We start from the raw sequence: 13,965 nt of genomic DNA on the forward strand, positions 1-13,965 counted from the left end.
ACGCCAAAAAGCAATTGCTTTTTGGCGTTTCAAATTTTAAGAAGTTAAGAACGATTACATCATTCCCGGCATACCGCCACCCATTGGCATACCGCCACCGGCATTTTCTTCTTTAATATCAATTAATGCACATTCTGTGGTAAGAATCATTCCGGAAACAGATGCAGCATTTTCTAATGCAACACGAGTTACTTTTTTAGGATCAATGATTCCAGCTTTAAGCATGTCTACATATTCGTCAGTTTTTGCATTATATCCAAAATCACCTGAGCCTTCAGATACTTTTGCTACAACAACAGAACCTTCAAGACCTGCATTTTCAACAATTGTTCTTAATGGAGACTCAATAGCGCGAGATACAATCTGAATTCCGGTTGCCTCGTCAGCGTTATCTGCTTTTAAGTCAGCTAAAGCAGCTTTTGCTCTCAATAAAGCAACACCACCACCGGCAACGATTCCTTCTTCAACAGCAGCACGAGTTGCGTGTAAAGCATCATCAACTCTGTCTTTTTTCTCTTTCATTTCAACTTCCGAAGCAGCACCCACATACAGAACAGCAACACCTCCGGCTAATTTAGCCAAACGTTCCTGCAGTTTTTCTTTATCATAATCAGATGTAGTAGTTTCCATCTGACCTTTAATTTGGTTTACTCTGTTTTTGATAATGTCAGCTTCACCAGCACCACTTACAATTGTAGTGTTGTCTTTATCGATAGAAACTCTTTTTGCAGTTCCTAACATTTCGATAGTTGTATTTTCAAGAGTATATCCTCTTTCTTCAGAAATTACGGTTCCACCAGTCAAGATTGCTATGTCCTCTAACATTGCTTTTCTTCTGTCTCCAAATCCAGGAGCTTTTACAGCAGCGATTTTAAGAGCTCCACGAAGTTTGTTTACTACTAATGTAGATAAAGCTTCTCCGTCAACATCTTCAGCAATAATTAATAATGGTTTTCCTGATTGAGCAACTGGCTCTAAAACTGGCAATAATTCTTTTAAAGAAGATACTTTTTTGTCGTATAATAAGATATATGGAGAGTCAAGTTCAACTTCCATTTTCTCTGGATTTGTTACGAAATAAGGAGAAAGATATCCTCTGTCAAACTGCATTCCTTCAACAACATCTACGAAAGTGTCAGTTCCTTTGGCTTCTTCAACAGTAATAACTCCTTCTTTTCCTACTTTAGCAAAAGCAGTAGCGATTAATTCACCAATAACTTCGTCATTATTTGCAGAGATAGAAGCAATTTGTTTGATTTTGTCAGAATCGCTTCCAACCACTTTAGCTTGTTTAGCCAAGTCAGCGACGATAGCCTCAACAGCTTTGTCGATACCGCGTTTCAAATCCATTGGGTTTGCACCTGCTGCAACGTTTTTCAAGCCTTCTTTTACGATAGCCTGTGCTAAAACGGTAGCAGTTGTAGTTCCGTCTCCCGCTAAATCATTGGTTTTAGAAGCAACTTCTTTAACCATTTGCGCGCCCATGTTTTCTAATGGGTCTTTTAATTCGATTTCTTTTGCAACCGAAACACCATCTTTAGTAACCGTTGGTCCACCAAATGATTTCCCGATAATTACGTTACGACCTTTTGGTCCAAGCGTTACTTTTACAGCATTTGCTAATGCATCAACACCACGTTTTAATCCGTCACGTGCTTCAATATCAAATTTTATATCTTTTGCCATTTTTTAATTTTGTTTAAAGTTTGTTTGTTTCAAGTTTGAAATATCTTAATTCGTAATACTCAGAACTTAATACTTGTATTTTTTTAGATTATCGCTAAGATATCATCTTCACGCATGATCAAATAATCAGTTCCTTCCAGTTTTAATTCTGTTCCGGCATATTTACCATAAAGAACAGTGTCGCCAACTTTTACGGTCATAGTATGGTCTTTAGATCCGTTTCCTACTGCAACAACAGTTCCTTTTTGTGGTTTTTCTTTGGCAGTATCCGGAATAAAAATCCCTGAGGCAGTTTTGGTTTCAGCTGCAACAGGCTCGATAAGTACGCGATCTGAAAGCGGTTTAATGTTTAAGGCCATGTTTTTATATTATTATAGTTATACGTTTTTTAATGTTCTATTTAGCTTTCAGAAATTGTGCCATGCTGTTTTAACTGACATTTTTTCCTAAAAAAAATGCCAGCTTTGACAGGCTGGCATTTTATATTTATATTAAAATTATTATTTAGCTGCTGGAGTTTGTGGAGCTGGAGTTTGTGGAGCAGGAGCTGCTGGTGTTGTAACGGGAGCTTCACTTTTTTCAATAATTTTAGAATCAGTATCACTTAATGATCCTGTAAAACTTAAGCTTGAAAGCAATATTAAAGAAATCAAAATAGTAGCTAATGTCCAGGTACTTTTGTCTAAAAAGTCAGTTGTTTTTTGTACTCCGCCTAACATTTGAGTTCCGCTTATAGTTGACGATAATCCGCCTCCTTTAGGATTTTGAACCATGATTACTACGATCAATAGAAAACAAACTATTGTGATTAAAACTAAAAAAATTGAAAATGTGCTCATTACTTAATTATTGTTATTGTTATTTTGTTGTAAAATCTTTATATCCGATATGCGGTCTGCAAAGAAAGTAATTTTTTCTGGATATTTCAAAATTAATATTTCATATGCTTGTATCGCCTTTGTATATTTTTTTTGCTCCAAATATACTCTGGCTAAAGTCTCTGTCATTAAATAAGAATTATCTTCCTTATAAGAGTCGGATTGGATTGCTGGAATTATAGGAGTTTGTTTTATAGGTGGAATTTTTGGGTTTGTTTCAATGAATTTATTGATGATTTCTAACTTTTTCTTTTTCTCTTCATCAAGCATTTCATTTTCGACTACATTATATACTTTTGCTTCAGTCTTTACTGTTTCTCTTAAATTTTCTTCACTATCTTCATTTGTTCGGTCAATTGGTTCTGGTCTTGCTAATTGCAGCCATTCCTGAAAAGAGTGTTTTTCATTAAAAGAAAAATCCAATGGTTTTCCTATTTCCAGATTTTCTTCGGCAGCTTTTACAGTTTCTGGAATTTCAATTTTTCCTTGTTCCTCAACTGCTGCAGGCGTTTCCTCAAAAACTACTGTTGATGCTTCTTGTAATGAAATGTATGTTGATTGTTCAATTGGTTCAACTTTTACTTCCGGAATTTCATCTTCAACAATTTCATCAAAAAAAGTTGGAGTTGTTTTAATAATAGGAGATTCTTCAATAGTTGGAGTTACTTGTTTAAAAGAGTCTAAAGTAGGTTGCTGCGTAATTGAATCAATTGGATTTTCTTGAATTTTTGCAGGCTCTTCAAAGGGAATGGTTGTCACTTCTTCAAAAGAATCTAAAATGGATTGCTCACTAACTGACTGAATTGGTTTTTCTTCAGTTTTTGGAGATTCTTCAAAAGTAGTGGTTGTTACTTCTTTAAAAGAGTCTAAAGTAGGTTGCTGCGTAATTGAATCAATTGGATTTTCTTCGATTTTTACAGGCTCTTCAAAAGTTACTACAGTTGTAGCTTCTTTAATCGAATCTAAAATTGATTTCTCAATAGGATCAATACGAATTTCACTCAGTTTTTTCTTTTCTTCTGCTAAGACAATTTCACTGTCAAAGACTGTTATATCTAAAAGATCTCTAAGTTTGCGATCATAATATTCTCCCTGAATAGAAGTGAAAGTTTCAGAAGTTATAAAATCAAACAAAACTGAACGGTCTGCTGTATGTGCAGCTGTAACTTTTAAAGCGTAATTATACTTAAAGCTGTTTTGATTATAAAGTCCTTTTAATCTTAATGCACGTGCACTTTGAAAATAAGGAAACTCATTCAAAACACCTCCTAATGCTTCTGTCTGCTTTTCTGTAATGGCATCAGGTTTATTAATTAGGTAAGTATAAGTTGTTACATTCATTGTTATTTGTTTAATCGTTTATTGTCTAATTGATTTATTAGTTAAATTAAACTACCATTTTGCCAATGACTCATTAAAGATGTCTTGCGTAATTCTTTCGAATATAACCTTGATAGCTTCGTTTAAAACAGTTCCAACAAGTTGTGATTGGGCAGGGTAATCATAATAAAATTCGAAGCTTTTCTCAAAATCATCAGTTTCTTTTTTTCTGTTTGAAAAGCGAACGTTTACACGAATTGTTAAACGGTTTTGCGAAGCCTGCTGATCAGCTGTGGCTGTCATTGGCGTAATTCTGTAATCTGTAATTTCACCTTCATAAAGCAAGTCACCATTAGAGCTGACTAAGTTTAAATTAGTCTGATTCATGATTAAATCCTGTAAAGCTAAAGTGAACTCTCTGTCGATTCCCGGTTCAATCAAATCAGCATTATTCTGGAAAAAGTTAACCTGAAATGTTTTTCCGTCAATAGCAGATGCCCCTGTGAAATTATATACAGAACAACCGCTAAATGTTGTTGCTATCAACAGAATAAAAATATATTTTAAGTTTTTCATTTTTTATTTTAAGAGTTGCTTCGTCAGTTCGCTGACGCTTGGGTCAAAGATATTTATTTTAGTTTAAAGCATTTTGTGTCTTAGTGGTAAAATTACAAATCAAATTGTTTAATTTTTCGATATAAAGTTCTTTCTGAAATACCTAATTCATCTGCTGCTGCTTTACGTTTTCCTTTGTTTTTTTCTAATGATTTTTTAATCATTTCGATTTCTTTTTGTTCTAAACGTAAAACCTCTTCTTCTTCAATGGTTTCGGCGTCCAAATAATTATTGTCATCTTGTATGTGATAATTATCCTCGCGGGTTGCCGGAGTCATTACTGCAGTTCTCGGTTCTTCTTCAAAGTCAATTTCGCTTTCATTTTCCTGTGAACCGTATATTTTCTGAATTAAATTCGGATTAATGTCCTGGACTTTTGAACTGCCATTTTTCATTAATTCTAAAGTGAGTTTTTTCAAATCATTCAAATCACTTTTCATATCAAAAAGCACCTTGTACAAAATGTCTCTTTCCGTGCTAAAGTCACTATCTTTTTTCTTGTCGCTAATTACAGACGGGAGATTGCTTCCTTCTGTTGGAAGGTAAGAAGATAAAGTAGCGGCTGAAATATCCCGGCTGGTTTCTAAAACCGAAATTTGCTCGGCCACATTTCGAAGTTGACGAATGTTTCCGTTCCATCTGAATTTTTGCAGAATATTTACAGCATTATCATCTAATTTTAACGGAGGCATTTTATATTTGTGCGCAAAATCGGCAACAAATTTTCTGAATAACAGGTGTATGTCTTCATTTCTTTCGCGTAAAGGCGGTAAAGTGATTTCAACTGTGGTCAAACGATAATACAAATCTTCACGGAATTTTCCTTTTTCAATTGCATTAAATAAATTCACATTCGTTGCAGCAACAATTCTCACATTCGTTTTCTGAACCTGAGATGAACCTACTTTTATAAATTCGCCGTTTTCAAGAACACGAAGTAAACGAACCTGAGTTGTTAATGGCAATTCTCCTACTTCATCAAGAAAAATAGTGCCTCCGTCAGCCACTTCAAAATAACCTTCACGAGTACTGGTAGCACCTGTAAAAGCTCCTTTTTCGTGTCCAAAAAGCTCACTGTCGATTGTTCCTTCCGGAATAGCTCCACAGTTTACAGCAATATATTTCCCATGTTTTCTGTGTGAAAGTGAGTGTATAATTCTCGGAATATTTTCTTTACCAACACCACTTTCTCCAGTTACCATTACTGAAATGTCAGTTGGAGCAACCTGAATGGCTTTTTCAATGGCGCGATTTAATTTTGGATCATTTCCAATAATTTCAAATCGTTGTTTTATTGCCTGAACTGTTTCCATGTAAAATTTTGTTTCAAGTTTTTATTTGTTTCAAGTTAAAGAAAGAACCTGAATTACTTAACTTTTTAAACTCTTTTTTATGTCAATCGAATTAAAAAGCTGTTTTAATTCGTTGTTTTGATTATCTGTTAAATCTTTTTTCTGTAAAATAATCGCTCTGTTTTTAGTTGTATAGAATAAAAACATGTCTTTTTTCTCAACAATTTTAAAAAGATTTTTCCAAAAATGCTTTACTTCAAATGTATCTCCTTTTTCCAGAAAACATTCATTATTAAAAATATACCGAATATCTTCTTTTAAACGTGGATTTTCATTTATTTGTTTCTTAGTGCCTCTGTATATTGAAAAGCTTAGAAAAAGTGGAAATAAAATAATGAATACAGCAAAAGTGGGAAAGCCATCATTTGTTTTGTCATAGTGACTGAATACGTTTAAATATGAATCCAAAAAATTAAAAACACCAACAATTAAAAGAAAACCCAGAAAAAAAATATACCATGGCTTTAAAAGAATATAAAATGTTCCCTTCATTGTACTACTAATGTTGAAACTTGGCTTTACAATAATCTCTTTTTCCATATCTTAATTTATAGGTTTAACTTAAATTTTGCTAATTTGGTTATGTATTTCAACTTATAAGTTTTTTTTAAAATTGAAATAATTTTCTTAATTCATGTGTGAATATCCCACAGCTTCACCTTTTAGTGTTCCACTGGTACAAGTTGTAATTTTTACATTTACGAAATCTCCAATTTTATAGTTTTCTTTTGGAAAAACAACCGTGATGCTTTGAGAATTTCTTCCTGAAAATTCAGCTGTCGACTTTTTTGAAACCTTCTCAACTAAAACTTCTACAACTTGTCCAACATATTCTTCGCTTCTAAACCAGGCATGTTTTTGTTGCAAGTCAACAATTTCCTGTAATCTTCGGGCTTTGGTTTCTTCGGGAACATCATCTTCCATCTTCCTTCCAGCCAAAGTTCCCGGACGTTCAGAATAGGAATACATATAACCAAAATTATATTTTACATATTCCATCAAACTCATAGTGTCCTGATGATCTTGTTCTGTTTCTGTTGGAAAACCGGCAATCATGTCTTGCGAAATCGAAGCATTCGGAATAATAGTCCTGATTTTATCAATCAAAGTGATGTATTCTTCACGAGTGTGCAGACGATTCATTTCTTTTAAAATTCTGTTGCTTCCAGACTGAACTGGTAAGTGAATGTGTTTACAGATGTTCGGATATTTCGCAATAACATGCAAAACACTTTCGTGCATATCCTGCGGGTTAGATGTAGAAAATCGAATACGCATTTTAGGAAATCCAACAGCAACCATTTCAAGCAATTGATCAAAATCGACCGCAGTTGCTTTTTGCATTTCAGAAGCATTTACGAAATCTTTTTTCAGACCGCCTCCGTACCACAGGTAACTGTCAACGTTTTGTCCTAAAAGCGTGATTTCTTTAAAGCCTTTATCCCATAAATCCTGAATTTCGCTCATAATACTTTGAGGTTCACGGCTTCGTTCGCGTCCGCGAGTAAAAGGCACTACGCAAAACGTACACATATTATCGCAGCCACGTGTGATCGAAACCAATGCGGTAATTCCATTACTCATCAAACGAACCGGCGAAATATCTCCGTACGTTTCTTCTTTCGATAAAATTACATTGATGGCGTCGCGTCCTTCCTCAACTTCTGCCAGCAAATTAGGCAAATCTTTGTAAGCATCAGGTCCAACAACAAGGTCGACTATTTTTTCTTCTTCGAGAAACTGACTTTTCAAACGCTCCGCCATACAGCCCAAAACTCCCACTTTCATTTTAGGATTAATCCTTTTTACCGCATTATATTTCTCCAAACGTTTACGAATAGTTTGTTCTGCCTTGTCCCGAATCGAGCAGGTGTTTACCAAAACTAAGTCCGCTTCTTCAAGAGTTTGGGTAGTGTTATATCCGTTGATCGATAAAATAGAAGCTACCACCTCGCTGTCCGAAAAATTCATCGCACAACCGTAACTTTCTATAAATAGTTTTTTAGTATTCTCGGGTTTATTTTCTAAAACAAGACTTTCGCCCTGCTTGCTTTCTTCAATAATCTTTTCCATTGTAAAATTTCAAAGTGCAAAGATAACGTAAAAGGTATAAAGATGACAAGATGTCAGATAAAGAATTAACAATGTTTTCAGAAAATGGTAAAAGTAATTTACAATTGAATTATAATTCACATTTAAGATGTAGCTATTTCCAGCTTTCCGTTTCAAGTCCTCATAAAAAAAGCTATTTTTCTATGCCATAAAACGAGCTTCCGCCTGGTCGCTGTTTTCCGGCAAGAAAAAATCAGCTTTTTTTACTGCGGGCTTTTCACTACAATCTGGGCTAGGGCTAATGGTTTTTAGAAGAAAAATTTTTGTCTAAAATTAAGTAGTTTGTAAGAACTAAGATTCAATTGTATTTTTGCAGATTACAAATAAATATAAAATGGGAGAAGTAAAAATGTTTAAGTATATGTTGAATTATAAGGAATGATTTCACGTTTAAATACTAGAAAAGAGCCACGAGATGCTCCCAGAGAAATAAATTTTTATAATATTAAATATAAGTCTTTAAGCGAATAGTTGCATCAAAAGTAAAGAACATTTCTTGGTCTTCAACCTTTAAAAATTATACCTATATATATAATCAATCTCTTTACAGATAAATCTGCAATTTTTAGAATCATAATATCAAAATACCTCAAAAATAAATTATCAGGGTTGATATTTAAAAAAAACTTCTACTTTTGTTGCAGAAAAAAAGAGCAATGGCAAAGAATTTAGTAATAGTGGAGTCACCTGCAAAGGCGAAAACAATCGAGAAATTTCTCGGGAGTGATTTTCAGGTGGAGTCAAGTTATGGTCACATAGCTGACTTACCATCAAAGGAAATAGGAGTAGATGTAGAAAATGGATTTAAACCTAAATACGAAGTTTCTCCTGATAAAAAAGCCCTGGTAAGTAAACTAAAGACCCTATCTAAAAATGCCGAAATGGTTTGGTTGGCAAGTGATGAGGACCGCGAAGGAGAAGCTATTTCATGGCACTTGGCGGAAGAATTAAAACTGGATACTAAAAAGACCAAAAGAATTGTTTTTCACGAGATTACTAAAACTGCGATACTTAAAGCAATCGACAATCCAAGAGAAATAGATTATAACTTAGTAAATGCACAGCAGGCACGTCGTGTTTTAGACCGTTTAGTAGGTTACGAATTATCTCCGGTTTTATGGAGAAAAATCAAAGGCGGACTTTCTGCAGGACGTGTACAATCTGTTTCTGTTCGTTTGATTGTAGAAAGAGAAAGGGAAATCCAGAATTTTAATGCAGTTGCAAGTTATTCTGTCGTAGCAGAATTTGTCAATGAAGCCGGAAAAACGTTCAAAGCCAAATTGCCAAAGAACTTCAATACTAAAAAAGAAGCCGAAGATTTCTTGAAACAAAATATCGGATCACAATATAAAGTAGGAGATTTAGAAACTAAGCCTACCAAAAAATCTCCAACAGCACCTTTTACAACTTCGACCCTACAGCAGGAAGCTGCGAGAAAATTGTATTTACCTGTAGGAATCACCATGCAGCTTGCACAACGTTTGTACGAAGCCGGACTTATTACATATATGAGAACGGATAGTGTAAATCTTTCTAAAGATGCAATGGATGCCGCTGAAGCTGAAATTATAAAATCGTACGGAAAAGAGTTTTCAAAACCTCGAACTTTTGCCAACAAGAGCAAAGGTGCACAGGAAGCGCACGAAGCAATTCGTCCGACAGATATGTCACGCCACACGGTAAACATAGATCGTGATCAGGCTCGGTTATATGATTTGATCTGGAAAAGAACATTAGCATCTCAAATGAGCGATGCACAACTGGAAAGAACAAATGTAAAAATTGAAGCGAGTAACCACAGTGAAATTTTTACAGCTTCTGGAGAAGTTTTACTTTTTGAAGGTTTCCTTAAAGTATACCTTGAAGGACATGATGATGATGAGGAAGAGCAAGAAGGAATGTTGCCAGCGTTAAAAGTAAACGAAAAACTGGCTAATAACTATATTACTGCTACAGAACGATATTCAAGACCGCCTGCTCGTTACACTGAAGCATCTTTGGTAAAAAAACTAGAAGAATTAGGAATTGGTCGTCCTTCTACCTACGCGCCTACTATTTCTACTATCATCAATAGAAATTATGTTGAAAAAGGAACGCTTGAAGGTCAGGAACGTAATTATACACAACTTACTTTGCAGGCTGATAAAGTAGGGGAGAAGTTGCTGAAAGAAAATACAGGTTCTGATAAAGGGAAATTAGTTCCTACAGATATAGGAACGATAGTTACAGATTTCTTAGTTAAAAATTTCGGAAATATCCTAGATTATAATTTCACTGCCAAAGTAGAACAGGATTTTGATGAAATTGCTGAAGGAAATATTGACTGGGCAACCATGATGCAGGAATTTTACGATAAGTTTCATCCTAATGTTAAAGATGTTGAAGCAAATGCTGAAAGAGAAAGCGGTGAAAGAATTCTGGGGAAAGATGCAGATGGAAGGCAGGTATCTGTTCGTTTAGGAAAATTTGGTCCTATGGCTCAAATTGGAGAAGCAGATGATGAAGATAAAAAGTTTGCCAGTTTAATGGCAGATCAAAATATTGGAAATATTACTTTAGAAGAAGCTTTGAATTTATTTTTATTACCTAAAAATTTAGGTGAGTATAAAGGAGAAGAAGTAGAAGTAAGTAATGGACGTTATGGGCCTTACGTGCGTCATGGAAGTGTTTTTATTTCATTACCAAGAGGCGAGGATCCGTTAGCAGTTACAAAAGAAAGAGCTCAGGAATTAATTGACGAAAAAGCACTTGCTGATGCACCAATTGCAGTTTACAAAGACGAAGCAGTTCAAAAAGGTGTGGGTCGTTTTGGTCCTTTTATCAAATGGAATGGTCTTTTTGTGAATGTAAGTAAAAAATACAATTTTGATAATTTATCGCAGGCTGATGTTGAAGAATTGATTGAAGATAAATTGCAAAAAAACATTGATAAAGTGCTTCACAATTGGGAAGAGGAGGGTATTTTGGTTGAAAAAGCGCGTTGGGGTCGTTCTGTTATCACAAAAGGAAAAATCAAAATTGAATTAAGTAAAGATGTTGATGCAACAAAATTGACTTTAGCACAGGTTCAGGAAATGATTGCGGCTAAAACGCCGGCGAAGAAGACAACTGCAAAAAAAGCAACAACCGCAAAGAAAGCTCCAGCTAAGAAAACAGCTGCTAAAAAGAAATAAAAAATGGAATTTGATTTTCTCGAACCAGTTAATGAAGCAGTTTTAAAATTTATTAATTCGTTGTCTTCTCAAGAATTGGGTAGTAAAATTGTTATGCATACTCAGGATCAGTTTCCTGATATAAGCAAAATTAATATTGCTATTGTTGGGGTTTTAGAGGATCGTAGAAATATTGATATTGTTAATGAAGTTAACCTGACAGCGGTTCGTAAAAAATTGTACAGCATGTTTCCTGGTAACTGGGATGCGTCAATTGCTGACTTAGGAGATATTTTGGCAGGCGAATCGGTAGAAGACACTTATTTTGCATTAAAAAAAGTAACTTCTTCATTAATAAAAAATAAAGTGATTCCGATAGTTCTGGGAGGTTCGCAGGATTTGACTTATGCTCTCTATCGTGCTTATGATGATTTAGAACAAATGGTTAATATGGTTTCTGTAGATAACAGATTTGACTTTGGTAAAGAAAATGAAACGGTATCATCTAATTCTTATTTGACAAAAATTATAATTGATGAACCAAATAATCTTTTTAACTATTGTAATATTGGTTATCAGACCTATTATAATTCTCAGGAGGAAATAGATTTAATAGAAAAGTTGTTCTTTGATGCGTATCGTTTAGGTGAAATTTCAAATAAAATAGCTTTGGCGGAGCCCGTTTTTAGAGATGCTGACTTGGTGAGTATCGATTTAAATTCGGTAAAATCTTCTGATTCAGGAAATAACGTTTCTTTTGAACCAAATGGTTTTAATGGAAAAGAAATTTGTTCTTTAGCACGTTATGCGGGAATTAGTGATAAGGTTTCATCATTTGGAATTTTTAATCATAATAGTACGATACATGAATCGGCTATGATTGCTCAAATAATTTGGTATTTTGTAGAAGGGTTTCATTATCGTTCTAAGGAATATCCTTTCGGAAGCAGAACAAATTATTTAAAATATATAGTTCCATTAGAAAATGAAGAATTGATTTTTTACAAAAGTGACAAAACAGATCGTTGGTGGATTGAAATTCCTTTTTTGTCAAATGGGAACAATAAATTAAAAAGGAATACGTTGTTACCTTGTTCTTACGATGAGTATTTGTGTGCTTGTAATCAGGAATTACCTGAAAGATGGTGGAAAGCACAACGAAAAAATGCTTTGTGATGAATATTTTTAGTTAAAAATCTTAAATTTTAGATTTTATTAAGATTTTTAAAGTTTTTTATTAGTAAGAATTTAGCTATAAAATATAAAATATAATGTTATACGTCGATTTTTTTTAACACTTTATCGATAAAATATTTTTTTTTTTATTTTTTTTAACATTAATTTTGACCAGTGAAATAAATATAGATATAGTATTGTTTTTTTAAAAAATAATAAATACGTTTACGACTTAAAATAATGAATAGAAATCCCAAATTTATATGAAGAAGTTTATTGCATTTGCGACAATGTTAACACTAGTAATTGGCTGCGGTAAATCCGGAGATAAAGGCGAATTAGTTGGTGTGCAAGGAGGAAAGTGGCATCCTGAAAAGCCGTATGGAATGACTTTGGTTCCTGGTGGATCTTTTATCATGGGTAAATCAGATGGTGATTTAGCTGCTGTAGAAGATGCTCCTACTAAAACAGTAACAGTTCGTTCTTTTTATATGGATGAAACAGAAATTACTAATTCGGAATACCGTCAGTTTGTAGAATGGGTAAAAGATTCTACAATGAGAGTTCGTTTAGCTATTTTGGCTGATGAAACGGGTCAGAAAGGTACAGGTGATGCTAAGGGCAAGAAAGCTGGAAGTATAGCTGATTATGCATTTAATGATTCAGAACCTGATAAAATGACAGCGTATGATAAGTATATGTATGATAATTATTATAGCGTAGGAACAAAAGACGATCCTTATGCTGGAAGAAAATTAAATAAAAAGGTTAAATTAATAAAAGATACAAAAGCTTATCCTGATGAGTATTATGCTGAGGTGATGGATTCTATGTATTTGCCAATTGAAGAATCATATAATGGTTTAAGAACAATTGATGTGAATAAATTGAAATTCCGTTATTCCTGGATGGATATTCAGGCTGCAGCAAAGGCCAAAGTTGGTAAGAGAAAAGATTTTGTGAAAACAGAAGAGGTGCCGATTTATCCTGATACTGCTGTTTGGATTAAAGATTTTTCTTATTCATATAATGAACCAATGCATAATGATTATTTCTGGCATAAAGCTTACGGAGATTATCCGGTAGTTGGTGTGACTTGGATACAAGCTAAAGCATTTTGTGCATGGAGAACTTTAAATAAAAACAGCTATATTAAATCCAAGAAAAAAGGACGTGACTTAGTTAATGCTTTCAGGTTGCCAACAGAGGCAGAATGGGAATATGCTGCAAGAGGAGGTCTTGAATCAGCAACTTATCCATGGGGAGGTCCATATACAAGAAGTGATAGAGGTTGTTTCATGGCTAATTTCAAACCAAGCAGAGGAGATTATGCTGCTGATGAAGCTTTATATACAGTTGAGGCTAAGTCATATGAAATGAATGGTTACGGATTATATAATATGGCAGGTAATGTTTCAGAGTGGACAGATTCAGCTTATAATCCAAATGCATATGAGTATGTTTCTACAATGAATCCAAACGTGATTGATGGGAAGAATCAAAGAAAAGTTGTGCGTGGAGGTTCTTGGAAAGATGTTGCTTACTTTTTACAAGTAGGAACTCGTGACCATGAATATGCAGATTCTGCAAGGAGTTACATTGGTTTCAGAACTGTACAGGATTATATGGGAACTCAGGCTACCGGAAGTAAAAAATAAAAATTAAATTCAATTC

The 13,965-nt window shown here is 34.2% G+C and carries 10 protein-coding genes and 1 pseudogene; 3 read left to right on the top strand and 8 right to left on the bottom strand.

The features are described from left to right. Positions 1-54 precede the first annotated feature (54 nt). The 8 genes and pseudogenes from groL to miaB all read right to left on the bottom strand — a co-directional run bounded on the left by groL (position 55) and on the right by miaB (position 7,924). Positions 55-1,686 carry a chaperonin GroEL gene (gene groL, locus ACEN2I_RS03485; protein WP_441764733.1) on the bottom strand — a complete coding sequence of 544 codons (1,632 nt, stop codon included), beginning with the start codon at positions 1,684-1,686 and terminating at the stop codon, positions 55-57. Positions 1,687-1,769: 83 nt separating this feature from the next. After that, entirely contained in the window at positions 1,770-2,045 is a 276-nt protein-coding gene (locus ACEN2I_RS03490) for a co-chaperone GroES (RefSeq protein WP_012023920.1), read from the bottom strand. A gap of 141 nt (positions 2,046-2,186) precedes the next feature. Then, complete coding sequence (secG, locus tag ACEN2I_RS03495) at positions 2,187-2,525, bottom strand: preprotein translocase subunit SecG (RefSeq protein WP_441764734.1); 339 nt, start codon at positions 2,523-2,525, stop codon at positions 2,187-2,189. 3 nt (positions 2,526-2,528) lie between these two features. Further along, a pseudogene (locus ACEN2I_RS03500) lies at positions 2,529-2,828 on the bottom strand (tetratricopeptide repeat protein); the annotation flags it as partial. Between the two features lie 1,128 nt (positions 2,829-3,956). Further along, entirely contained in the window at positions 3,957-4,460 is a 504-nt protein-coding gene (locus ACEN2I_RS03505; protein WP_441764735.1) for an LptE family protein, read from the bottom strand. A gap of 92 nt (positions 4,461-4,552) precedes the next feature. After that, positions 4,553-5,812, bottom strand: coding sequence for a sigma-54 interaction domain-containing protein (locus ACEN2I_RS03510; protein ID WP_441764736.1), 1,260 nt, complete (start codon positions 5,810-5,812; stop codon positions 4,553-4,555). Between the two features lie 57 nt (positions 5,813-5,869). Further along, complete coding sequence (locus ACEN2I_RS03515) at positions 5,870-6,391, bottom strand: YcxB family protein (RefSeq protein WP_441764737.1); 522 nt, start codon at positions 6,389-6,391, stop codon at positions 5,870-5,872. 87 nt (positions 6,392-6,478) lie between these two features. After that, positions 6,479-7,924: a tRNA (N6-isopentenyl adenosine(37)-C2)-methylthiotransferase MiaB gene (gene miaB, locus ACEN2I_RS03520; protein ID WP_441764738.1), complete on the bottom strand. Its 1,446-nt coding sequence runs from the start codon at positions 7,922-7,924 to the stop codon at positions 6,479-6,481. A 695-nt stretch (positions 7,925-8,619) separates the two neighbouring features. Here miaB and topA point away from each other — a divergent pair. The 3 genes from topA (at position 8,620) to gldK (ending at position 13,949) form a co-directional block, all read left to right on the top strand. Then, positions 8,620-11,136 (top strand): type I DNA topoisomerase, encoded by a 2,517-nt coding sequence (gene topA / locus ACEN2I_RS03525; RefSeq protein ID WP_441764739.1) that lies wholly within the window; start codon positions 8,620-8,622, stop codon positions 11,134-11,136. Between the two features lie 3 nt (positions 11,137-11,139). Continuing rightward, positions 11,140-12,291, top strand: coding sequence for a formimidoylglutamase (locus tag ACEN2I_RS03530; RefSeq protein ID WP_441764740.1), 1,152 nt, complete (start codon positions 11,140-11,142; stop codon positions 12,289-12,291). 263 nt (positions 12,292-12,554) lie between these two features. Then, on the top strand, positions 12,555-13,949 hold the full coding sequence (gene gldK / locus ACEN2I_RS03535; protein ID WP_441764741.1) for a gliding motility lipoprotein GldK: 1,395 nt from the start codon (positions 12,555-12,557) through the stop codon (positions 13,947-13,949). The last annotated feature ends 16 nt before the right edge of the window (positions 13,950-13,965 follow it).

Source organism: Flavobacterium sp. W22_SRS_FK3 (assembly GCF_052113665.1).
Classification (GTDB): Bacteria; Bacteroidota; Bacteroidia; order Flavobacteriales; family Flavobacteriaceae; genus Flavobacterium.